Origin of the sequence: Plantactinospora sp. BB1 (assembly GCF_003030385.1) — a bacterium.
GTDB lineage: Bacteria > Actinomycetota > Actinomycetes > Mycobacteriales > Micromonosporaceae > Plantactinospora.
The window spans coordinates 76,270-98,462 of record NZ_CP028159.1; the positions used below are offsets into that span (position 1 = coordinate 76,270).

The window sequence follows — 22,193 nt, forward strand, 5'->3', positions numbered from 1 at the left end:
GGTCAGACGCCCGCGGAGGTGCCGCTCGACACCACCTGGTCGCGCACCGAACCCAGCGTCGCCCGTACGTCGTCCAGGATGTCGTCCGGCACACCGAGACCGGTCAGGGTGTCGACCAGGTGCGCACCGACCCGGGCGTAGTGCTCCTCCGGAATGTTCAGCGGCTGGTGCGCCTCGGCCAGGTCCCGGCCGGCGTAGTTGTTCGGCCCGCCGAGCACCACGGTCAGCATCAGCACCATGTGCCGCCGCTGCTCCTCCATGTTCACCGAGGTGAAGTAGCCGACCAGTTCCGGGTCGGCGAGCACCCGGTCGTAGAACAGCCGCACGGCCGCCTTGACCGACTCCGCCCCGCCGATCCGCTCGTAGTGCGAGGGGCGGGCAGCCGAACCGTTACCGTTGGTCGGGGCGCCGTCCGCGGGGGATGGCACGGCGCTGTCTTGTGGATCCGTCACGGTCTTCCTTCCGGCGCGACGGGGATCGCGCGGCGAGTGGGGGCGTAGCACCGACAGTGCCGACCCGGCGGGCGGATGGCCGACGGGTGACACTGGGTGGGGACACTACCGCGCCCACCCGTTCTGTGTCATCCAACCCGAATCGGTGTCATCCATACCCAACCGGCTCGGCAATCATCGGGCTCGATCCGATCCGGACCATCATCCCCATCGGACGCCGCTCCGGCCACCCCGGTCACCGTCAGCGACGACCACACCGCCGGCATCGGGCCTGCGTCAACCGGCGAGCGCGTCCCGTACCCCCGGCTCGACCGGCCCCAGAAACACCGGATCCCGCCCGCTCACCACGTCGTAGACCGCCTTCACCGCCGCGAAGTGTTCCCGAAACCCGCCCCACCGCCAGGCCCGCTCGAACCGGCGTACCGAATCGTCACCGACACCGACCGCGTCCAGGCCGACCCGCCGACACACCGTGACCGCCCGCTCGATGTGGAAGCTCTGGGTGACCACAATGGCCCGATCGACACCGAAGATCCGCCGAGCCCGCGAACACGAGTCGTAGGTGTCGAACCCCGCATGGTCCTGCACCACCAGCCGGGCCGGCACACCCCGCTCCACCAACCAGCGACTCATCGCACCCGGCTCGTCGTACGCCGAACTCCGATGGTCCCCGGAGACCAGAACCGCCCGGACCTTGCCCGCCCGGAGCAACTCCCTCGCCAACTCCAGCCGAGCGGCCAGGAACGGCGCCGGAGTACCGTCCGGATCCACCCGGGCACCCAGCACCAGCGCCACCGGCGCCGCCGGAACCTCGGCTGGCTGATACACGTGCTCCCGCGCCGACTGCCGCACCCAGACCACACTGCCGACCACCGACACCGGCAACAGCAGCGACACGACCAGGACCCCGGACACCACCAGCCGACGCCAACGACGGCCGGCGAACCGACGCCGACGGTCGGAACCGGACGACCCGGCCGCAGCACCGGGCGACGAAGCAGACGGCATACCGCCAATTATGCGATAATGATCAAGACGGGCCGGCGGCGGCGACCCCGGACCGGTACACCTCGACACCCCGGCCCCGACGCGCCTCCCGGCGCGCGACGTCAGCCCGCGCGGCGCCGGGCCCGGCGCGCCGCCAACTCGTCACCGGCCGCCGTGGCCGACGACTCCGGCGACTCCCCCGCCAACGGCGTCTCCCCGGCCGGCTCCGCCGGCAGATGCGACAGCGAGCCCTGGACCTCCTTGAACGCCCCACCGATGGCGATCCCGAACACCCCCTGCCCACCCTGCAACAGGTCGACGACCTCCTCCGGAGACCGACACTCGTAAACCGTCGTCCCGTCCGAGATCAGCGTGATGCCGGCCAGATCCGCCACCCCACGCGACCGCAGCGCGTCGATCGCCCGCCGGATGTTCTGCAACGAGACCCCCGCGTCCAGCAGCCGCTTGACCACCTTCAGCACCACCAGGTCCCGGAACGAGTAGAGCCGCTGCGTCCCCGACCCCGAGGCGTCCCGCACACTCGGCACCACCAGCGCCGTACGCGCCCAGTAGTCCAACTGCCGGTAACTGATCCCGACAGCGTGGCACGCCGTCACACCCCGATAGCCGACCGAGCCGTCCTCCACCGACGACCCGGCCACCGGGTCGTCCTCCGCCACCCGACGAGACCCGTCGACGTGCCGCTGATCCAAACCCTGAGGATTCGACCTACCCGGATCAGGGTCCTGTGGCTCATGCATCGGACAACCTCCCCGCCCGTGCGGTGACACGTCGTTTCCGGGACGTGCACCCCTCGACAGGCCAACCCTATAGCCCGGCTGGAGGCTTCCCCCGCAGGAAATGCCGCGACACGCCGCACACGGGGATCACCGCAGGGTTACCCCACGGCCAATCGATCGTTACCCCGGCACCAGCCCACCACCGGCGACCCGACAGCCGCCGCCGAGCCCGCGATCAGCCGGCGAAGTCCTCCGGGCGGACCTGCTCCAGGAACTCCCGGAACTTCTCCACCTCGTCCTCCTGCTCGTCCGGAATGATGATCCCGGCCTCGGTGAGCACCTGCTCCGCACAACGGATCGGCGCACCCACCCGCAACGCCAACGCGATCGAGTCCGACGGCCGGGCCGACACCCGCAAACCATCCCCGATCAGCAGATCGGCGTAGAAGACGTTCTCCTTCAACTCCACGATCTCCACCGCCCGCAGCGGCGCCTGCAACGCGGCGAGAATGTCCCGCAGCAGGTCGTGGGTCAGCGGACGGGCCGGCTTGACCCCCTGCTGCTCGTAGGCGATCGCGGTAGCCTCCACCGCCCCGATCCAGATCGGCAGATAACGGTCGCCCTCGACCTCTCTGAGCAGGACGATCGGCTGGTTGGTGGGCAGCTCCACCCGAACCCCGACCACGCTCAGCTCGCGCACCGCCGCCTCCGTGTCGTTGTCGTCGTCCCCACCACCGTCCTGCGGCGGCCGATGCTACCCGCCGCCGGAGCCGGTATGCCCCTTCCCTGCACGGTACACGGGCTCGGATAACACCGCCCCACCCGCGCGCCCGGCAACCACCGCACCGCACGGGTTACCCCGGGAAGCGTACGCCACGCCCGCCGCCGCAGATCTTTCCCGCCGGCCGAGTGCGCCAGCCCACACCAGCCACCACCCCCGGCCCGACAACCACCCCGGGACGGCACAACCACCGCCCCGCCCGTCACCGGCCCAACGTCCCGCGCAGCCCCACCCGGACCAGCGCCGCATGCAGCCGCTGCGACAGCCCCACCAGCTCCCGCGCCGCCTCCGCCGCCCGAGCCCGCGCCGCCGGATCATTCTGCCGAGCCAACGGCGCCACCAACTGGGCGAACAACCCCACCTCGCGATCCGCCGCCGTCCGGTAACCCCGCAGATGCCTCGGCTCCAGCCCGTACGCCGCCAACCCCGCCACCGCCTGCGCGATCACCAGCGCGTCCGCGTCATACCAGCCGGGCGGCTGCGACACCACCAGACCCATCCGCTCCAACTCGGCCAACAACGCCTCAGCCAGCCCACTACGGGACAACAACTCCGTCCGGTCCAGCCGGGTCTCCGACGACTCACCGACCGGCGCGGCCAACTCCCGCCCCGGCACCTCACCGTCCGGCCCCACCGCCACCAGCGACGGCCGATGCCGCTCCGACCCCGGCAACCCGTCCCGATCCGCCTCCGCGAGCTGCTCCCGGATCACCCGCAACGGCAGGTACTGGTCACGCTGAGCCGTCAACACGAACCGCAGCCGCGCCACGTCGTCCCAGCTGTACTTGCGGTAGCCCGCCGGAGTGCGTTGCGGCTCGACCAGACCCTCGGACTCAAGGAAACGCAGCTTGGAGATGGTCGTGTCGGGAAACTCGACCCGAAGCTGCGCCAGCACCTCACCGATACTCATCAGCGGGCCCTGCTGCACCTCCCCCTGCGGTCCGTCGTGACCACGGGTGGAAGCCGGAGGGCGCGCGCCGCGCGGTTCAGGTGGAAAAAGATTCGGTGGCTGGCCCCGAGCGGCCGCCCCCGGCCCGGGAACAGCCGCCGCCGCACGATCGCTCACCCCCGGACGGCCCCCTCCTCCGGACGCGGACCGGCGATGAAGACCAGCCGGAACTTCCCGACCTGCACCTCGTCACCATTGCTCAGCGTCGCTGCCTCGACCCGCTCCCGGTTCACGTACGTCCCGTTCAGGCTGCCCACGTCCCGGACGGTGAACGTGCCACCATCCCGGTGGAACTCGGCGTGCCGGCGGGACACCGTGACGTCGTCCAGGAAAATGTCACTGTCGGGGTGCCGGCCACTCGTCGTCACATCGTGGTCCAGCAGGAACCGGGCGCCGGCATTCGGACCACGCCGAACCACCAGCAACGCCATGCCCGGAGGCAGCGAACCTGACATCCGACTCGGAACGACGTCGGTCTCGGGCCCCTCCAACATCTCGTCGAGAGAACCGAGGTTCAGCGTCGATGTGACGTCGAGTGGGGGGAACTCGTCGTCTGGGCGCGTCATTGGGACCACCTCACGGATCTGTTCGGTCGGCGTCGGGTGTTACGGGTCTGGCCGCCGGGCGCCATCGAGGCCCAGCGGCTGGCTCCCCCGTGCCCGGGAAGGCAATTCCGCAACGCGCAACTATTGGTTCTCGGTCGACTGGGCGAGCCTAGCCAGCGCCGAAATACAGGGCAACCAGACGCGCGGACACAACCACGCGACGGCGTCACCACGATCAGCTCTCGGTCAGCTCCCGATAAGCCTCGGCGGTCAGCAGACCCGAAACCGCCGACGCGTCACCAGGCACCATCTCGACCAGCCAACCCGCACCGTACGGGTCGGTGTTGATCACCTCGGGAGTATCCGTGAGCTGCTCGTTGCGCGCCACCACCGTGCCGGTCAACGGCGCGTAGATCTCCGAGACACTCTTGGTCGACTCCACCTCGCCGAACGATTCGCCGGCCTGCACCGTCGCACCCTCGTCGGGAAGCTGGACATACACGATGTCGCCCAGCGCGTCCTGCGCGAAGTGGGTGATGCCCACCCGCACCGGTCCGCTGCCGTCGCCAGCCACCCACTCGTGCTCGGCGGTGTACCGCAGGTCCTCAGGAATCACCAGACGCGTCCTTCTTCGTCGCACCAGCCAAAAACCGGGACGCCGAGTCGCCGCCCCGACCGCCCCCGGTCAGGAGACCGGACGCGCATGTTGCAGATCCTTCGGCGGGCTGAGGGCCGTCACGTCGACCACCTCCCGCTCCTGGATCGCCACGTTACCGCCGTCCCCGCTGACCGATGCCACCACCCCGCCCGGGATGTTCAGTGCGGTTTGCATCGTCTTCGGATCACCGATCACCGTGATCATGAACGGTCCGGTCAACCGCCGTCCACTCACCGAGATACCGCCGTTCGCGTCGAGGAAGTACGTCGACGCGATGATCCGTACCGTGGCGCCGTCACCACCGGCGATCTGCATCGCCTCGGCCCCCGCACCCCGCAACTCCTGCACCGCGTCCAACACCCGCGACGCCGCGATCGGCTTGCTCACCGGCATGAAACTGACCGTCAACCCCGGCCCCCGCGCCGGCAACGTCCCCGCCAGGATCCCCAACTCGTCGGCCCGCCGCGTCGCCTCGTCCAACGCCGCCTGCCGCCCCTCGGCACCGGAGTTCAACTGACGCTGGCTCTCCTCCAGCGTCGCGATGTCCTGCCGGACCCGCTCCTCCTGCGCCTCCAGATCCGACAGGATCCGCACCAGGTCCTCCTGCCGGGTCGTCTCCAGCGACGCGCCCGTGGAGTTGGTCCGCACCTGCACCACCAGGGTGAACCCCAACAGCGCCAGCAGCACCCCGATCATTGCGTTCGCCGCCGTCAGCCTGGGCAACAACCGGCGAGCCCCCGACCCCGGCCCGGCCGCCCCCGCCGGCTCACCCGCCGCGATCGGCACCGTCTCGTCGTCCCCCGGCACCGTCGGGGAATCCCCCACCGGCAACGGCACCGTGGGGCCGTCCTCCGCCGACGACCGCCCATCAGCCCCGTCACCCGTCGACAGCCGCACCGTCGGGTCGCCGTCGACCGGGACCACGCCCCGGTCCACGCCCGGGTCCACACCATCCGCCGGCCGGGTCACGGCCTCCGACGCCCCGGCCGGCACCGGCTCCGGCTCCGGCTCCGCAGACGCTCCATCCGGCCGGCCCGCAGCGCCGGCCGGACCGTTCCGCTCACTCGCTCCCGCCATCGTCGTCGAACCTACGCCCGGAACAGGTGCCGGCGAATAGCCGCCACATTGCCGAAGATCCGGACACCGAGCACCACCACGACACCCGTGGACAACTGACCACCGACACCGAGCTGGTCACCGAGATAGACGATGATCCCGGCGACCAGCACGTTCGAGATGAACGAGATCACGAACTGCTTGTCGTCGAAGATGCCGTCGAGCTTCGCCCGCACCCCGCCGAACACCGCGTCCAACGCCGCCACCACGGCGATCGGCAGGTAAGGCTGGAGCGCCGACGGAACCGTCGGATCCAACCAGACGCCGAGCAACACCCCGGCGAGCAACGCGAGCACAGCGATCATCGGCCGCCTCCAAGCGGACTCGGGGAACCCCCACCACCCGCCGACGACCCCGACGGCGTCGGCGCGGGCTCCGGCGAGGGCGTGGCATAGCGCAGCCGCGGCTCCGTCGCCGCCGGCAGAGTCAGGTCGTCGACCCTACGGAACTCGAACGACATCCCGTGCTCCTCGGAGACGCTCTCCAGCAACCGGGCCGCCGCACTGTCCCGGAACCGCCGCTCCAACTGACCGGGACCGATCGCGGAGACCTCGTACGGGCCGATCACCGGCTTGAAATCCACCAGGATCGCCCCACCCGCAGCCCGGATCGTCGAGGTGGCGGTCAGCCGCTGCCCGTTGATCGAGACCGCCTCCGCCCCGCCGCTCCACAACGCGTTCGCGATGTCCTGGAGGTCCCGGTCGAGCACCCGGCCGAGATTCGTCCCACCGGCACCCGTGACCGCGTCCGCCTCCTCCGGCGCGTCCGCGACCCGCACCACCAGACCGTCGCCGCGTACCCGGCCCAGTCCGGTCGCCGCCTCCAGATTCCGCAGGTTCGCCGCCGCACTGCCGGAGAGCGCGGCGTCCCGCTGCCGGAGCACCTCGGCACGCAGCCGGTCGGCCTGCGCCGTCAGCGCGGCGTTCTCCGCCTCCCGCTGCTTGATCTGCGCCACCAGCCCGGCCCGGGCCTTGCTGCGGCTCGGCTCCGCCGCCACCGTCTGGCGGTAGGCCATCGCCAGCAGCAGCCCCAGCACCACCAGGGTCACCAGGGTCACCGCCCGGGGCGTCGACCGGCGCCACCCCGTCGCCGGTGCGCCGCGTCGGCGCCGTTCGGCCGCGTCGGCGTACCCGGGATCGAGCGGGTTCTGGAACAGCTCGGTGAGGAAATCGGCCGCGTACGTCCGCCTGCCCTGCCCGGTCATCCCACCTCCGCCCGCGCCGACCGGGTCGCCCTGATCAGCCGGACCGCCTGCATCAGGTAGAGCCCGCCGGCCAGCCAGTACAGGCCCAGTCCCCACAGCGCCAGCCCCCAGCCGATCGCCCCGGCGACGGTAGCCGCCCCGGGCACCGTAGCCGCGAGCAGCAGCACCGGAAAAGCGGCCAGGAGTACGAATGTCGCCGTCTTGCCCAGATAGTGCACCGGCGGCGGACGGTGGCCGTACAGCCGCAGCACGCCCAGATTGGCGGTCATCACGACATCCCGGGCCAGCAGCGCGACGGTGAACTGCCACGGCACCACGTCGCGTACGGTCAGCGCGACCAGGGTGGCCAGGATGTAGAGCCGGTCGGCGACCGGGTCGAGCAGCTCGCCGAGCCGGCTGACCTGGCGCAGTCGCCGGGCGACGAAGCCGTCCACCCAGTCACTCAGGCCGCCCACCGCGAGGACGACCACCGCCGCCCCGGCCGCCTCGGCGACCAGGAAGAGATAGAGGAAGAGCGGCACACCGAGCAGCCGCACGAAACTGATCAGGTTGGGGACGGTGAGGATCCGCCCCGTCGAGCCGACAGGCCCGGCGGCGGCGTCACCGGTTGGCTGGGCGTCATCCGCCCGCGCCGGCCGACGCGACACCGAACCTCCCTCCGCGCCACGGTCCAGCGTCCGCACGATGGCGGAGGACGGTCCAGAAACCGGTGCGCGCTCCGACCGACCTCTCCCCCGGGAACAGCTGACGCATTCCGGACGAGCGACGGCACCTGTCGTAGCCCCGGCAGCGCCGTTTTCGGCTCCCGTGGCTGCTCAATTGCCGTGCCACTATATCCGGCCCGATTTTGCTCCGGCGGTCCGTGTCCGGTGCTTTCGCTTTCGGTCGTCTGGGTGTGACCGGCGGCACGTCCCGTAAGTCATCCTAGGAAGCTAGCTCACGAGCTGGCGCGACGGATCGGGTGGGGGGAAAAGGTCCGGGCGGTGCCGAACGGGTCGGGGCGGGTACCGGCCGGGCTGTCAGCCGCTCAGGCCGGCGCGGCCGAACAACGGGGCGTACCCGGACGGGAGCTGGGTCAGCACGTCGTTGAGTTCGCCGCCGGAGATGGCCTCGGCCACGGTGCAGAGCACCGCGCTGGCGTCCCACTCGGCGGTCCGGGCGCTCGCTCCGGCCCCGGTGGCCACCCGGCCGAGGAACTCCCGCGCGCCGAACGCTCCGGCGGCACCCTGCCCGGCCGAGATCAGGGTGGCGGCCAGCGGACCGGGCAACTGCGCGGCCAGGTCCTCCGCCTCGTCCGGGGTGAGCCGCTGGGCGAGGATGCCCAGCACCAGGTGGGTGACCCGTTCGGCCTCCGCCGGATCGGCGTACTCGCCACGGTCGCGCACCTTCGCGACGAACTCGTCGTACCGCACTCCCCCACCCCCGTAGCCGGCGTCCGGTACGCCGATACCCGCCGGCACGCCGTTGATGCGCTCCGGCGGGTATCGGGGCGGCCGGCTCAGACCCGGGTGACCCGTACGGCGTCGGCGACCACGTATCCGGCGGCACCGCTCCACCGGCTCACCCCCACCACGTTCTTGTCCCCGGCGGTCAGCGTGAAGGTGCCCAGCGAGCGCCAGCTTCCGCCACCGGTGCTCTGGTCCACCACCACCGTCTGGTTGCCGCTCTTGGCCAGCACGATGTACGGGGTGGCGGTGTTGTAGCCCGCGATGCCCGGATACCAGGCGTCGATCCGGTACGTCCCCTCGGCCGGGATGTTCACCCTGTAGTACGCCACGTCGCTGATCGCGGCCGGGTCGGCGTACCGGTAGTCGGCGCCGTACCGCTCGGCGGAGTACGTCGAGGTGAGCCAGTTGGCGCTGGCGGTGAACCGCCCGCTGGTGGTGTTGTCGACGATGGCGCTGAAGGCCGGTGGCGGGGTGCTGCCCCCGTCGAGCGCGTCGGCGACGTCGGCCCGCAGCTGCGGCAGCATGCCGTAGAGCACGTTTCCGGGGCAGGCGGTGGCGACGTAGTCGCGGTGTCCGTAGATCCGGGACGCGGCGATGCCGTACTGGTCGCAGATGTAGGCGCAGAACTGCACCAGACTGTCGTAGAGCGCGGCCGTCGGGGTGGCACTGGTGTAGGTGCCCTCGTTCTCGATGCCGATGCCCTTGTCGTTCTGGCCGGGGCAGTGCGCGCCGACCACCATGCCGCTGCCGGCGCGCAGCCGGGCGAGGCTGTTGTGCCGGCCCTCCATGATGTAGCCGCCCCGGCTGATCGTGAAGTGCTGCCCGGAGTCGGACCAGCCGTTGCCGTCCATGTGGAAGTTCTGGATGCTGCGGGCCATCGCGAAGGCGGCCGCCTGGGTGTAGTTGGTGGTGTTCGACCCGGCGGTGTGGTGGATGACGATCTTGTCGGGCGAGGAGGAGATCACGCTGAGCGAGCCCGGCGACCGGGCGCCCCAGGTGGCGCAGCTCGCGATGGTGGGGACGGGTACCGCGAGCGCGGTGGCCTCGTCGGGCGCGGCCAGCGCCGGTGCGGCGCCGATGCTCGACAGGCCGCCGGTCGCGGCGCCGACGCCGAGGAAGACCGCGCCGCGTACGACGTCGCGGCGGGAGAGCGGGTTGCCGGTCACGTGGACCTCCAGGGAAGCGGGGGTTGAAGGTTTCCTTGATGAGTGCCGGAGAGATTGAAGGAATTTTTATCAGAGGATCGACGTCCGCCGCTAGAGCCGAGCCGCCGGAGCGGATCCCTTCCGGGATATAGGCATATTCCGATAGGTTTACTGGGAATGCCTGCCGGGTCGACCGTGGACAGGAGAAGTCATGACCAGATGGACTCCGGACCCGACCTTCTACGCCTCGCCCCGGGACGCCGCCGAGGCGCCACCGGAGAAACTGGCCTACGTCGCCGCCTTCGACCGCACCGCCCGGCGACCCGACGCGATCGCCGTGGTCGACGTCGACCCGGACTCCCCCGGCTACGGCACCGTGATCGGCTGGACGGACCTGCCCTACACCGGCGACGAGCTGCACCACTTCGGCTGGAACGCGTGCAGCAGCGCACTCTGCCCGACCGCACCGCACCCGCACGTCGAGCGCCGCTACCTGATCGTGCCCGGGCTGCGTTCCTCCCGGATCTACATCCTGGACACCCGGGCCGACCCGACCCGGCCCGAGGTGGTCAAGGTGGTGGAGCCGAAGGAGCTGGCCGACGGCGCCGGCTACTCCCGGCCGCACACGGTGCACTGTGGTCCGGACGGGATCTACGTCTCGGCGCTCGGCGGCGCGCACGGCGCCGACGGACCCGGCGGGATCGCCGTGCTCGACCACGACACCTTCGAGGTACGCGGCGGCTGGGAGGCCGACCGGGGTCCGCAGTTCCTGGCGTACGACTTCTGGTGGCACCTCAACCACGACGTGCTGGTCAGCTCCGAGTGGGGCACCCCGGCCATGATCGAGGACGGGATCGTCGGCGAACTGCTGCTGGGCCGGAAGTACGGGCACGCCCTGCACTTCTGGGACCTGCGCCGGCGGCGGCACGTGCAGACCGTCGACCTCGGCGACCAGTACCAGATGCCGCTGGAGCTGCGCCCCGCGCACGACCCGACGAAGACGTACGGCTTCGTCGGGGTGGTGATCAGCGTCGAGGACCTCTCCGCGTCGATCTGGGTCTGGCACCGCGACGGCGAGCGCTGGGCGGCCACCCGCGTGATCGACATCCCGGCCGAGCCCGCCGACCCGGAACTCCTGCCCGACCTGCTCAAGCCGTTCGGCGCGGTACCCCCACTGGTCACCGACATCGACCTCTCGGTCGACGACCGGTTCCTCTACGTCTCCTGCTGGGGCACCGGCGAGCTGCGCCAGTACGACGTCAGCGACCCGTTCCACCCCGTGCAGACCGGTGCGGTACGCCTCGGCGGGATCGTCGGCCGCGCCGCCCACCCGGCCCGGCCGGAGCTGCCGCTGGCCGGCGGACCCCAGATGGTCGAGGTGAGCCGGGACGGCCGGCGGGTCTACCTGACCAACTCGCTCTACGGCGCCTGGGACGACCAGTTCTATCCGGACGGGGTCGGCGCCTGGCAGGCCAAGCTGGACGTCGACACCGAGCGGGGCGGGATCGCCCTCGATCCCCGGTTCTTCCCGCACGGCGAGGACTTCCGGGGACTGCGGGTGCACCAGACCCGCCTACAGGGCGGTGACGCCTCCTCCGACTCGTACTGCTTCGGGTGAGCTGGAGCCAACTGGCCGGGCTGGTCGCGCTCGGCGCGTTCCACGGGCTCAACCCGGCGATGGGCTGGCTGTTCGCGGTCGCCCGGGGCCTACAGGAGCGTCGCCGGGCGGCCCTGTTCGGGGCGCTGCCGGCGATCGCGGCCGGGCACGGCGCCTCGGTGGCCGTACTGGCCAGCCTGGTCACCGCGACCCGTTCCGTACTGGCCAGCACCGTACTGGCGGTGTCGACCGGTGTCCTGCTGGTCGGGTTCGGGCTGTGGCGGATGCTCTCCCGCCGGCACTTCCGCTGGGTGGGGATGCGGCTCTCCCTGGCCCAGCTCGCCGGCTGGTCGTTCCTGGTCTCCTCCGCGCACGGTGCCGGCCTGATGCTGCTCCCGGTGCTGCTGGCCGGGCCGGCGCCGGTCGACCCGGGGCACGGCGCGGGGCACGGCGGCCACCTGGCCGGAGCCTCGGCCGGCGCGCTGGCCGGGCTGGCCGCCGCCGGTGTGCACACCACGGCGATGTTCGCGGTGGCGGCCGGCTGCGCGCTGCTGGTCTACGAGGTGCTGGGCACCGGGTTCCTGCGCCGGGCCTGGTTCAACCTGGACCGGCTCTGGGCGGCGGTGCTGGTCGCCACCGGCCTGGTCACCCTGGCCACCGCGTTCTGAACCGGTGATAGGCGGGCGGCGAGGTCTCCGGGCCGTCGTCGATGCTGGCGACTCCGCGCTCCGGGTTCAGCCGACCGGGGCCGACTCGTCGGCGGCCGGCACCTCGTGGTGGATCCGGCCGGCCAGCGCCGACAGCGGGCTCCCGGTGCCGCCCCACCGGCCGGCGACCACCTCGGCGGCGATGCTGACCGCGGTCTCCTCCGGGGTACGGGCGCCCAGGTCGAGCCCGAGCGGTGAGGAGAGCCGCCCCAGCTCCGCCGCGGAGAGGCCGGCCGCGCGCAGCCGGGCCAGCCGGTCGTCGTGGGTGCGCCGCGAGCCCATCGCGCCGACGTAGCCGAGCGGCAGCCGCAGCGCGACCTCCAGTACCGGCACGTCGAACTTGGGATCGTGGGTCAGCACGCAGACCACGGTGCGCCCGTCCACCCGGCCGGCCTCCGCCTCGGCCCGCAGGTAGCGGTGCGGCCAGTCGACCACCACCTCGTGGGCGTCCGGCAGCCGGCGCGGGGTGGCGAAGACCGGGCGGGCGTCGCAGACCGTCACCCGGTAGCCGAGGAAGGCGCCGATCCGGGCCAGGGCGGCGGCGAAGTCGATCGCCCCGAACACGATCATGCGGGGCGGTGCGGCGTACGCCGCGACGAAGAGCAGCAGGTCGTCGCCGCGACGTTCACCGTGGTAGCCGTACCGGAGCGTGCCGGCGCGGCCGGTCGCGAGCAGTCCCCGGCCGTCGTCGGTGGCCGCCGCGTCCAGCCGATCGCTGCCGAGCGAACCGGCGGTGCGGTCCGGCCAGACCACCAGGCGCCGGCCGAGCCGCCCGGCCGGGTCCGAGTCCCCGGCCGACACGCAGGTCAGCACGGCAACCGGTTCGCCGGCCCGGATCGACGCCGCCACCTCGGCGAACTCGCCGAATCCGGTCGGGTCGACCCGTTCGACGTAGACGTCGAGCACGCCCCCGCAGGTGAGCCCGACCGCGAACGCGTCGTCGTCGGTGACTCCGTACCGTTGCAGCGCCGGCTCTCCGGTGGCGGTGACCTGTCGGGTCAGCTCGTAGACGGCGCCCTCGACGCAGCCGCCCGAGACGCTGCCCACCGCGGCGCCGTCCGGGCCGACCAGCATGGTGGCACCCGCCTGGCGGGGCGCGGAACGCCAGGTCGCGACGACCGTCGCCATTCCGACCGGCTCGCCCGCCCGCCACCACCGGTCCAGTTCGTCCAGCACGTCACGCATGACCCGCTCACCCGTACCCGTTCCGTCTGCTCCGTCGGCCGGCCAACCACCCACCTGCGGTGCTCCGGCATGGTTGCCGGGCAAGCGGGTGGCATCCGTCGATCGTCCCATATGTCCGATCGGTCGCGCCGGCCCACCGCGGACCGCACTGCGAGATTACGCGGCCGGCCGGACGTCGGGTACGGCCGTCACGCTGCGTGAATGGCCCGGAGCCGGGCGGGTAGACCAGCCGGGACGGCGCCGACACGACGGGAGGCAGCCCATGCCAGGACCACGACCGGGCAGCAACGCGTACGACGTGGAGCGTGCGCGGCTGCGCAAACGCATCGACGACTCCGGTCGCCGGACCAACGACGGCAAGGCCGACGAGACCGCGAACCGGTACCTCCAGGAGGAGCGTGGCCGACGGGGCTTCGTCCGGGGCGAACGGGGACTCGGTCCGAAGGGTGAGCGCGGCCCGGGAGAGCCGAAGTGACCCGGCCGGCCGCGCTCGGCAACCTGCTGGACCGGCCGGCCCCGGGTGGCCCGGTCGTCGACGCGGTGGACGGGGCGATCGCCGGCGCGGTCGGCAGCGTGGCGCTGAACGTGGTCACCTACCTCGACATGGCGCTGCGGGCGCGACCGGCCAGCACCACCCCGGAGCAGAGCGCCCAGCGGCTGGCCGAACTGCTGCACGTCGGTCTGGGGCCCGAGGACCGGGCGGCGAACCGCCGCTCGGGCCTCGGGCCCCTGCTCGGCTACGCCACCGGCGTACTGGCCGGGGCGGCGCTCACCGTCGTCGGGCTGCGTCGCCTCCCCGGGCCGGTGGCGGCCGGGCTGTTCGGTGCCGGAGTCATGCTGGCGTCGGACGGCACGTTGACGGCGCTCGGCCTGACCGATCCGCGGCGGTGGAGCCGGACGGACTGGCTCTCCGACATCGTGCCGCACCTGGCGTACGGGGTGGCCGCCGTCGCCACGCTCGGCCAGCTACGGCGCGGCCGGTGACCCCGTCGCAGGTTCGTCATCGCCGTCCCCTTCCGTCCCGCCACCCCCATGGTGGGCGCCGGCCGGCGGTGCTCCGCCGACCGGCGGGGTGCCCCGGGGGTTCGCAACCGTCCGGCTCGCCGGGCGGGTCACGCACGACCGGGTACCCGACGGGGGGATACCCGGTGCGGGTGCCGCCATTCGGTCGGCCACCCCGGTGCGTGCGCCGGCTGCGCGGGTAACCGGACGCAATGAACCGTGACCGCGCACTGGTACGGGTACTGCTGGACCGGCAGGGCCGCACGTACGCCGAGGAGGCGGGCATCCGGCTCGCCGACCGGCCCGGCCCGCTCTACCAGTTGCTGCTGCTGACCACGCTGCTCAGTACCCGGATCCGGGCGGGTGTGGCGGTGGCCGCCGCCCGGGAACTCTTCGCCGCCGGCTGCCGTACCCCGCAGGGCACGGACGCGCTGAGTTGGCAGGACCGGGTCGACGCGCTGGGTCGGGGGCACTACCGGCGCTACGACGAACGGACCGCGACGATGCTGGGCAACGCGGCACGACTCTGCCTGGAGCGCTGGAACGGCGACCTGCGCCGCTTGCACCGGGAGACCGGTGACGACCGGGGCGCACTCCGTCGCGAGCTGACCCGGTTTCCGGGCATCGGGCCGACCGGAGCGGACATCTTCCTCCGGGAGGCGCAGGCGGTCTGGCCGGGCCTTCGCCCGTACGCCGACCGCCGGGCGGTGAACGCGGCCGGCCGGCTCGGTCTGCCGTCCACACCGGACAAGCTGGCCAGGCTGGTCGGCGGCGCCGATTTCCCACGGCTGGCCTCGGCCCTGGTCCGGGTCTCCCTCGGCCAGCAGTCGATCGGCGAGCTGACCAGGGCGGCCGGCGCCCGCTGACGAGCCGTGCGCCCGCTGGCGTGCCGTCCGATCGCCGGCATGCCGTCTGATCGCCGGTGGTGGACCGGTCAGCTCACCGGCTTGCCCGAGGTGGGTCTGGTCAGGTACCAGACGGTCAGGCCGGCGGCGACCGCCAGCAGTAGGACGGTGTTGGTGACTCCACCTCCCTCCCCCTCCTGTCCGGTGCTGCCGAAGTAGATGACGGCGAGCGCGGCGCCGATCGACAACAGGGTCCGCAGTCCCTTGTTTTTCACGCAAACCATACTAATTACGACAGAGCGTTCATATTCCCGAAAACAGCCAAGAAGCCGCGATCCGGTGACCGGTCGGGTGCCGGCTCCGCGCCTGCCGCGCCGGGGTACGGCTCGCGCGGCCGTACCCCGGCGGGGCAGGGAAATCCGGGTCGACCGATGGCCGTACAGTTCCGCCGTGACCGAAATCCGGACCACGGTCGAGCTGCGCCACCCCCCGGAGCGGGTCTGGCGGGCCCTCACCGACCGCGAGTTGCTGCCGAAGTGGTTCGCGTCGATCGAACCACGACCCTCGTCGATCAGCCGGTTCGAGCTGCGCCCCGTGGACCTGCCCGAACTCGACGATCTGATCGTCGTCGAGCTGGTCGAGGTCGACCGGCCACATCGGATGGTGTTGCGCTGGCCGGAGGAGGGCCAGCCGACCCGGCTGGAGTGCGAGCTGACCCCCACCGCCGAGGGCTGCCGGCTGACCGTCGTGCAGAGCGACGACGAGGAGCCGTGGCTGCCCGCCGACCCGGCCGGGCGGCAGGAGTGCTACCAGCGGCTGCTCGACACCCGGCTGCCGGCCGTACTCGACTGGTTGGCGTTCCGGGAGGTGGACCTCCCCGGGCCGACCCAGATCATCACCGCGGTGCCGGCCGGGCGGGCCGGGCCGGACCGGCGGTCCCGGCGTCGGCTCGGCGCCGCGCTGGCCGTGCTGGCCCTGGCGGTCGGCGCGGTGGTCGTGGTCGCCGGCCTGACCCGGGGCGGGGGCGGCGACACCCCCTCCGGTGCCACGGCCACCGTCGGCAGCGCCGCGCCGAGCACACCGCCGGGTACCACCGCCCCGGTCGCCCGGACCCCGGCCGGCGCGGCCACCCCGGTCCAGCCCAGCCGGCCGGCCCGACCCGGCGCGACACCCCGCCGGACGTCACCGGCCGTCACCACCGCACCGCCGAGGCCGGGCCAGCCGAGGCTGACCGCCAGCTACAGCACCGTTTCGAGCCGGCTCCTCGGCTATCAGGGCGAGGTGGTGGTGACCAACGACGGCGACGCCACCGCGACCCGGTGGACGGTGGTGATCACGCTCTCCGGCGGCGCCCAGGTGGCGAGCGCCACCGGGGCGGAGAGCTACCGGCAGGAGGAGCAGCAGGTCACCTTCACCGGCGCCCCGTTGGCGGCGAACCGGTCGGCGACGATCCGGTTCGAGGTCGAGCGCGACACCACACTCACCCAGAAGCGACCGACGAGCTGCGCCGTGGGCGACCAGCCGTGCGCCGGGCTCTGAGGCGGACGGCTCAGTAGAGCAGGTACGGGCGCCGCCGACGGTCGAACTCCGCCAGCTCGGCCGACCAGGCCCCGACCACGTCCGACACGTCCGCCCCGGCGTCGATCATCGTACGGAGCCGGGTGGAGCCGGTGAGCTTGTCGATCCAGTATGGCCGGGCGGCGTCCCAGCTGTCCGCCCGCCAGGCGAACGCCGGATATTTGTGCGACTCGACCAGCATCGCCACCCCGGTCCGGACCGGGTCGAACCGGGCCGGGTCGGTGACCCTCACCTCCACGCCCGCGCAGAGCTTGTTGAGCAGGTCCGGCTTCTGCCCGGCGGCTGTGGGCGAGAAGTACGCCTCCCGGAACTCGACCCCGGGCAGGTCCCGGGCGACGAGCCGGTCCACCAGGTGGTAGTCGAAGTCGGTGGCCAGGCCGCCGACCAGCTCGAAGGGCCGGGTGGTGCCCCGCCCCTCGGTCATCGACGCGACCCCCTCGAACATGCAGGTGCCGGGGTAGGCCAGTGCGGTGTCCGGGGTCGGCATGTTCGGGCTGGGCATCACCCACGGCACACCGGTGTCGGCGGCGAAGTCGCCGCGCCGCCAGCCCCGGCACCTGACCACCGTCAGGTCGACCTGCCGGCCCACCTCGGCCGGCAGGAATTCGCCGTTGTAGAACCGGGCCAGTTCGCCGACCGTCATGCCGTGCTGCTGCACGATCTCCTTCTTGCCGACGCCGGAGGTGAACGGGGTGGTCATCATCGGCCCGTACGCCCGGCCGCCGATCGGGTTGGGCCGGTCGAGGACGACGTACCGGCGACCGAGGCGGGCGGCGGCGACCATCGAGTCGTAGAGGGTCCAGATGTAGGTGTAGAACCGGGCGCCGACGTCCTGGATGTCGAAGACGACCGTGTCGACCCCGGCCTGGGTGATCAGTTCACCCCACTTGGCCTGCGAGGCGCCGTACGCGTCGTAGACGGTGACGCCGGTCCGGGCGTCGATCCCGGTCCCCTCGCTGCCACCGGCCTGGGCGGAGCCCCGGAAGCCGTGTTCCGGCCCGAACGCGGCGGTGAGCCGGACCCGGCCGGAGGCGTGCATCAGGTCGACCAGGTGGCGGTAGCGGGCGTCCACCCCGGTCGGGTTGGAGAGCACCCCGATCCGCTGGCCGGCGAGGACGGCGAACCGGGAGTCGACCAGCACGTCCAGTCCGGTGCTGACCCGCCGACCGTGCCCGCCGCCGCCGTGCCCGCCCGACCCGGAGCGGTCCGCCCCGGTGTCCGGGGCGGCGGAGGCGGTGCCGCCGTCGAGGGTGCCGGCGGTGGCGCCCAGGGCGCTCACGGCGGCGGTGCTGGCGAGGAACCTTCTGCGTTGCACGACGGCCTCCCGGGGCGGGGCTGCGGGCAGGGGAACGTGCCTCGGAAGTTACCTACATCACATTGGTTGGTCAAGAAGGAAAACTACGACAGGCGGGCGGACCGGCGGGCCGGCCAGCCGGTCGGTCGCCGGGTCGGGCCCGGACTCCTCGGCACGACTCAGAGCTCCTCCGCCTCCAGGTCGCCGAGTTCGATGTTCTGGATCATCAGCCAGCGGGCCAGCGCCGGCATGCCGTAGAGCCACAGCGGTGCGGACTCGGTGGTGCCGTTGGTGGCGTAGACGGCGAACCGCAGGTCGGGAGCGTGGACCGCCTCGATCCGCCAGCGGTGGTTCTTGTCCCGCCAGATGGCGGATGGGTCCATGCCCCTCACCGTAGTGCCGTCTCCGGTAGCGTCCGGCGGATTCTGTCGTACCCCCGGGGTTGGCTCGCGGCGATCGGGTTGCGTCACCGGCGGGTGCGGTGGCGGCGACGGGACGGGGAGCGGCATGGCCGACTACGAGTGGCTCGACGAGCACCACCTGCGCGAGGCGTTCTGCCTGACGTTCGTCCGGGACCCGGACGAGGAGGCGGTGCTGCGCCGGTTCGGCGTCGACCCGACCAGCCTCCGGTCGCTGACCGGCCTGGCCGGGATCGGCGAGCTGTCGTTCGACCACCTCGTGCTGGCCGGCGGACTCGATGGCTGGGTCTTCGTGCTGGAGGAGAACGGCTTCGAGGGAAGCCGGACGGAGGTGCTGCGGGCCGTCTCCGCCGGCACCGAGGCGGTGTCGGTCTACACCAACGTCAACGGCAACCAGCGGTTCGCGCACGCCGTGCAAGGTCTGCTGCGCACCGGGTTCGACCCGGGTTCGCCGGTACGACGCTGGGGCGAGGCACCGGACGCCCTGGTGCCGTTGATGCGCCAGGTGGGCCTGCCCGACAGCGGCGACGCCGGTTGGTCCAGCGGCGGGCTGGAGGCCGCGCTGCTCCTCGCCGACCTGGTCACCGGCGTGCATCTCGACGCCGACCGGCTGACCGGGCCGCTGACCACCGGCCGGCTGGTGCCGCTGCTCTCCGATCCGCCCGCGCTGCCGAGCTGGATGCTCCGGGACGACCACGAGCTGCTGACCGCGATCACCTCCGCCCGGCCCGAGCTGCTGCGCCGGGTGGTGGCGGCCGAGGCGCGGCGGCGCGCCGACGAAGCGGGGATCGCCGTGGAGCCGGTGGTGGCGCAGGCGCTGGCCGAGGTGGACCGGGGTGAGACGCGCCGCGTGCCGGACGACTCGGCGCTCGGCCTGCTGCTGCGCGAGCTGGCCTGCCGGGCCGACGTCGCCGGCACCTCGCTGGCACTGCCGACCCAGCGGGGTCGGCTGACGGACGCGCAGCGGCAGCAGGCGTTCCTGCGGCACGCGGCCGGGCTGGCGGTGCTGGCGGCGCTCTGCCCCGACCCGGTCCGGGCCGCCTACCAGGTGCTCGGCTGGGTGACCCCGGCTCGTGACCCGGCCCGGGTCGCCCGGCGGGCGCGGTTGCTCGGCGCGCTACGGGGCTGACCGACCCCGATCCGGGCCGGGGTCGCGGCCAGCGTCGGACCCACCCCGTATGGTGTACGGTGTTCTTTGTCGTACACTATACGGAAATTGGGGGAATCCATGGCGGCCGACGACATCGTCATCACCGGAGCCCGGGAGAACAACCTCAGGAACGTCTCGCTACGGGTGCCGAAACAGAAGCTGGTCGTCTTCACCGGCGTCTCCGGCTCCGGCAAGTCCTCCATCGTCTTCGACACCATCGCCGCGGAGGCGCAGCGCCAGCTCAACGAAACCTTCACCGCCTTCGCCCGGACCTTCCTCCCCCGCTACGGCCAGCCGGACGTGGACACCATCGAGAATCTCTCCGCGGCCATCGTGGTCGACCAAAAGCGGCTCGGCGGTGGCTCCCGGTCGACGGTCGGCACCATCACCGACATCTACTCGCTGCTGCGACTCCTCTACTCCCGGGTCGGCAAGCCGCACGTCGGCTACTCCAACGCCTTCTCCTTCAACGACCCGCAGGGGATGTGCCCGGAGTGCGAGGGCCTGGGCAAGTCGGTCCAGCTCGACCTCGACGCCTTCCTGGACCGGTCGAGGTCGCTGAACGAGGGCGCCCTGCTGCACCCCGACTTCGCCAAGACCGGCTGGTTCTGGAAGATGTATGCCGCCTCCGGCTTCTTCGACCTGGACAAACCGCTGGCCGACTACTCCGAGCAGGAGTGGCAGACCCTGCTGTACGGCGACGGCAAGGTCCCGCTGGAGTGGCAGGGCACCACCATCAACTCCAGCTATGAGGGCGTGGTCACCAGGTTCACCCGGCTCTACATCCGCAAGGACGCGGCGGAGATGTCCGAACGCAACCGGGCGATCTTTTTGCGCTTCGTCACCGAGCAGACCTGCCCGCTCTGCCGGGGCGCCCGGCTCAGCCAGGCGGCGCTGGGCAGCGAGATCGACGGCTACAACATCGCCCAGTTGGCCGCGATGGAAGCCACCGAACTCGTCGCGGTGCTGCGGACCTTCACCGACCCGCTCGGCGCGACCGTGCTGGAGAGCCTGCTCGACCGGGTCGGCAACCTGGTCGATATCGGTCTCGGCTATCTGAGCCTGAGCCGGCCGACCGACACCCTCTCCGGCGGCGAGTCCCAGCGGATCAAGATGGTGCGGCACCTGAGCAGCAGCCTCGTCGACATGATGTACATCTTCGACGAGCCGAGCGTCGGCCTGCACGCCCGGGACGTCGAGCGGCTCAACCGGCTGCTGGTGAAGCTGCGCGACAAGGGCAACACCGTGCTGGTGGTCGAGCACGACCGGGACGTCATCGAGATCGCCGACCATGTGATCGACATCGGCCCGTCCGGTGGTGCGGGCGGCGGTGAGGTGCTGTTCGGCGGCACCGTCGACGAGCTGCGCAGCGCGGACACCCCGACCGGGCGCTATCTGGAGCACCGGCTGCCGCTCAAGACGGACTACCGGCGGCCGACCGGGCACCTGACCGTGACCGCGGCCGAGGTGCACAATCTGCGGAACGTCACGGTGGAGATCCCGACCGGGGTGCTGGTGGTGGTCACCGGGGTCGCCGGGTCAGGCAAGAGCACCTTGATCAACAACGTCTTCGTCGGGCAGCACCCCGAGGCGATCGTGATCGACCAGTCCGCCGTCGGCGCCTCGATCCGGTCCAGCCCGGCGACGTACACCGGGCTGCTCGACCCGATCCGGCAGCTCTTCTCCAAGGCCAACGGCGTACCCGCCGGGCTGTTCAGCTTCAACTCCAAGGGTGCCTGTCCGAACTGCCAGGGGCTCGGCGTGATCTACACCGACCTGGCCTTCATGGACGGGCTCAGGTCGGTCTGCGAGGTCTGCGAGGGACGCCGGTTCAGCGAGGACGTACTCGAGCACAGGCTGCGCGGCAAGTCGATCAGCGACGTGCTGCGGATGCCGGCCTCGGAAGCCCTGGAGTTCTTCCCCGAGAAGAAGTTGCGGAGGATCCTCCAGGCGATCAACGACGTCGGGCTCGGCTACCTTCAGCTCGGCCAGCCGCTGAGCACCCTCTCCGGTGGCGAGTGCCAGCGGATCAAGCTCGCCACCGAGCTGCACAAGGGCGGCACCATCTACGTGATGGACGAGCCGACGACCGGGCTGCACATGTCCGACATCCAGCACCTCCTCGACATCGTCGAGCGGCTGGTCGCCGGCGGGAACTCGGTCGTCGTGATCGAGCACAACCTCGACGTGATCAAGAACGCCGACTGGATCATCGACCTCGGTCCGGAGGGTGGCAGCCGGGGCGGCACGGTGCTCTTCGAGGGCACCCCGGTCCAACTGCTCGACGCCACCGGCTCGTACACGGCCGAACACCTGCGACGCGACGTCGGGGCGGCCGTACCGGCCTGAAGCCGCGAACCGGACCCACCGCCCGTGGTACGACTGCTTCGA

The 22,193-nt window shown here is 71.9% G+C and carries 25 protein-coding genes; 8 read left to right on the top strand and 17 right to left on the bottom strand.

The window, feature by feature from the left end:
- Nucleotides 1-2 precede the first annotated feature (2 nt).
- From C6W10_RS00350 to C6W10_RS00410, 13 genes are all read right to left on the bottom strand, one after another.
- Entirely contained in the window at nucleotides 3-452 is a 450-nt protein-coding gene (locus C6W10_RS00350) for a group 1 truncated hemoglobin (RefSeq protein ID WP_107266769.1), read from the bottom strand.
- A 276-nt stretch (nucleotides 453-728) separates the two neighbouring features.
- Nucleotides 729-1,370: a vancomycin high temperature exclusion protein gene (locus C6W10_RS00355; RefSeq protein WP_369937576.1), complete on the bottom strand. Its 642-nt coding sequence runs from the start codon at nucleotides 1,368-1,370 to the stop codon at nucleotides 729-731.
- A gap of 191 nt (nucleotides 1,371-1,561) precedes the next feature.
- Nucleotides 1,562-2,200, bottom strand: a complete 639-nt coding sequence (locus C6W10_RS00360) for a MerR family transcriptional regulator (protein ID WP_199853229.1) — start codon at nucleotides 2,198-2,200, stop codon at nucleotides 1,562-1,564.
- 214 nt (nucleotides 2,201-2,414) lie between these two features.
- Nucleotides 2,415-2,879 (bottom strand): bifunctional nuclease family protein, encoded by a 465-nt coding sequence (locus C6W10_RS00365; protein WP_101365933.1) that lies wholly within the window; start codon nucleotides 2,877-2,879, stop codon nucleotides 2,415-2,417.
- 283 nt (nucleotides 2,880-3,162) lie between these two features.
- Nucleotides 3,163-3,870 (bottom strand): MerR family transcriptional regulator, encoded by a 708-nt coding sequence (locus C6W10_RS00370; RefSeq protein ID WP_107263527.1) that lies wholly within the window; start codon nucleotides 3,868-3,870, stop codon nucleotides 3,163-3,165.
- 152 nt (nucleotides 3,871-4,022) lie between these two features.
- Nucleotides 4,023-4,475 (bottom strand): FHA domain-containing protein, encoded by a 453-nt coding sequence (locus C6W10_RS00375; protein WP_101365931.1) that lies wholly within the window; start codon nucleotides 4,473-4,475, stop codon nucleotides 4,023-4,025.
- A 214-nt stretch (nucleotides 4,476-4,689) separates the two neighbouring features.
- The gene (gene gcvH, locus C6W10_RS00380; protein WP_107255821.1) at nucleotides 4,690-5,070 is read right to left on the bottom strand and encodes a glycine cleavage system protein GcvH; all 381 of its coding nucleotides are present in this window, start codon (nucleotides 5,068-5,070) and stop codon (nucleotides 4,690-4,692) included.
- A gap of 69 nt (nucleotides 5,071-5,139) precedes the next feature.
- Entirely contained in the window at nucleotides 5,140-6,189 is a 1,050-nt protein-coding gene (locus tag C6W10_RS00385; RefSeq protein ID WP_107255822.1) for a DUF881 domain-containing protein, read from the bottom strand.
- An 11-nt stretch (nucleotides 6,190-6,200) separates the two neighbouring features.
- The gene (locus C6W10_RS00390) at nucleotides 6,201-6,533 is read right to left on the bottom strand and encodes a small basic family protein (protein WP_107255823.1); all 333 of its coding nucleotides are present in this window, start codon (nucleotides 6,531-6,533) and stop codon (nucleotides 6,201-6,203) included.
- Nucleotides 6,530-7,432: a DUF881 domain-containing protein gene (locus tag C6W10_RS00395; protein WP_107255824.1), complete on the bottom strand. Its 903-nt coding sequence runs from the start codon at nucleotides 7,430-7,432 to the stop codon at nucleotides 6,530-6,532. Before C6W10_RS00395 ends, C6W10_RS00390 begins: the two co-directional genes overlap by 4 nt.
- Nucleotides 7,429-8,079, bottom strand: coding sequence for a CDP-alcohol phosphatidyltransferase family protein (locus C6W10_RS00400; protein ID WP_107263528.1), 651 nt, complete (start codon nucleotides 8,077-8,079; stop codon nucleotides 7,429-7,431). Before C6W10_RS00400 ends, C6W10_RS00395 begins: the two co-directional genes overlap by 4 nt.
- 372 nt (nucleotides 8,080-8,451) lie before the next feature.
- Nucleotides 8,452-8,892, bottom strand: a complete 441-nt coding sequence (locus C6W10_RS00405; RefSeq protein WP_199853817.1) for a DUF2267 domain-containing protein — start codon at nucleotides 8,890-8,892, stop codon at nucleotides 8,452-8,454.
- A 38-nt stretch (nucleotides 8,893-8,930) separates the two neighbouring features.
- Nucleotides 8,931-10,046, bottom strand: a complete 1,116-nt coding sequence (locus C6W10_RS00410; protein WP_234361550.1) for an N-acetylmuramoyl-L-alanine amidase — start codon at nucleotides 10,044-10,046, stop codon at nucleotides 8,931-8,933.
- 190 nt (nucleotides 10,047-10,236) lie between these two features.
- Between C6W10_RS00410 and C6W10_RS00415 the strand changes: the two genes are divergently transcribed.
- Both C6W10_RS00415 and C6W10_RS00420 read left to right on the top strand, forming a co-directional pair.
- Complete coding sequence (locus C6W10_RS00415) at nucleotides 10,237-11,643, top strand: selenium-binding family protein (protein ID WP_107255826.1); 1,407 nt, start codon at nucleotides 10,237-10,239, stop codon at nucleotides 11,641-11,643.
- On the top strand, nucleotides 11,640-12,290 hold the full coding sequence (locus C6W10_RS00420; RefSeq protein ID WP_107255827.1) for a hypothetical protein: 651 nt from the start codon (nucleotides 11,640-11,642) through the stop codon (nucleotides 12,288-12,290). Before C6W10_RS00415 ends, C6W10_RS00420 begins: the two co-directional genes overlap by 4 nt.
- 66 nt (nucleotides 12,291-12,356) lie before the next feature.
- Here C6W10_RS00420 and C6W10_RS00425 read toward each other — a convergent pair whose 3' ends face one another.
- Nucleotides 12,357-13,514, bottom strand: a complete 1,158-nt coding sequence (locus tag C6W10_RS00425; protein WP_107255828.1) for an XdhC/CoxI family protein — start codon at nucleotides 13,512-13,514, stop codon at nucleotides 12,357-12,359.
- A 262-nt stretch (nucleotides 13,515-13,776) separates the two neighbouring features.
- On the opposite strand from C6W10_RS00425, the gene C6W10_RS00430 reads away from it, so the two are divergent.
- The 3 genes from C6W10_RS00430 to C6W10_RS00440 all read left to right on the top strand — a co-directional run bounded on the left by C6W10_RS00430 (nucleotide 13,777) and on the right by C6W10_RS00440 (nucleotide 15,382).
- The gene (locus C6W10_RS00430; protein WP_107255829.1) at nucleotides 13,777-13,989 is read left to right on the top strand and encodes a phosphatidylethanolamine-binding protein; all 213 of its coding nucleotides are present in this window, start codon (nucleotides 13,777-13,779) and stop codon (nucleotides 13,987-13,989) included.
- Nucleotides 13,990-14,054: 65 nt separating this feature from the next.
- On the top strand, nucleotides 14,055-14,498 hold the full coding sequence (locus tag C6W10_RS00435; protein WP_199853966.1) for a hypothetical protein: 444 nt from the start codon (nucleotides 14,055-14,057) through the stop codon (nucleotides 14,496-14,498).
- Nucleotides 14,499-14,728: 230 nt separating this feature from the next.
- Entirely contained in the window at nucleotides 14,729-15,382 is a 654-nt protein-coding gene (locus tag C6W10_RS00440) for a hypothetical protein (RefSeq protein WP_107255830.1), read from the top strand.
- A gap of 68 nt (nucleotides 15,383-15,450) precedes the next feature.
- On the opposite strand, the gene C6W10_RS00445 is transcribed toward C6W10_RS00440, so the two are convergent.
- Nucleotides 15,451-15,636 carry a hypothetical protein gene (locus tag C6W10_RS00445; RefSeq protein WP_369937580.1) on the bottom strand — a complete coding sequence of 62 codons (186 nt, stop codon included), beginning with the start codon at nucleotides 15,634-15,636 and terminating at the stop codon, nucleotides 15,451-15,453.
- Between the two features lie 175 nt (nucleotides 15,637-15,811).
- Here C6W10_RS00445 and C6W10_RS37080 point away from each other — a divergent pair, with 175 nt between their 5' ends.
- The gene (locus C6W10_RS37080) at nucleotides 15,812-16,900 is read left to right on the top strand and encodes an SRPBCC domain-containing protein (protein ID WP_159104395.1); all 1,089 of its coding nucleotides are present in this window, start codon (nucleotides 15,812-15,814) and stop codon (nucleotides 16,898-16,900) included.
- Between the two features lie 10 nt (nucleotides 16,901-16,910).
- Here C6W10_RS37080 and C6W10_RS00460 read toward each other — a convergent pair whose 3' ends face one another.
- Together C6W10_RS00460 and C6W10_RS00465 are read right to left on the bottom strand one after the other, a co-directional pair.
- Nucleotides 16,911-18,254: an exo-beta-N-acetylmuramidase NamZ domain-containing protein gene (locus C6W10_RS00460; protein WP_199853818.1), complete on the bottom strand. Its 1,344-nt coding sequence runs from the start codon at nucleotides 18,252-18,254 to the stop codon at nucleotides 16,911-16,913.
- 158 nt (nucleotides 18,255-18,412) lie between these two features.
- Complete coding sequence (locus tag C6W10_RS00465; protein WP_107255833.1) at nucleotides 18,413-18,616, bottom strand: hypothetical protein; 204 nt, start codon at nucleotides 18,614-18,616, stop codon at nucleotides 18,413-18,415.
- A gap of 124 nt (nucleotides 18,617-18,740) precedes the next feature.
- On the opposite strand from C6W10_RS00465, the gene C6W10_RS00470 reads away from it, so the two are divergent.
- On the top strand, nucleotides 18,741-19,781 hold the full coding sequence (locus C6W10_RS00470) for a DUF6461 domain-containing protein (RefSeq protein ID WP_107255834.1): 1,041 nt from the start codon (nucleotides 18,741-18,743) through the stop codon (nucleotides 19,779-19,781).
- Between the two features lie 99 nt (nucleotides 19,782-19,880).
- Complete coding sequence (locus tag C6W10_RS00475) at nucleotides 19,881-22,151, top strand: excinuclease ABC subunit UvrA (RefSeq protein WP_107255835.1); 2,271 nt, start codon at nucleotides 19,881-19,883, stop codon at nucleotides 22,149-22,151.
- Nucleotides 22,152-22,193 lie beyond the last annotated feature (42 nt).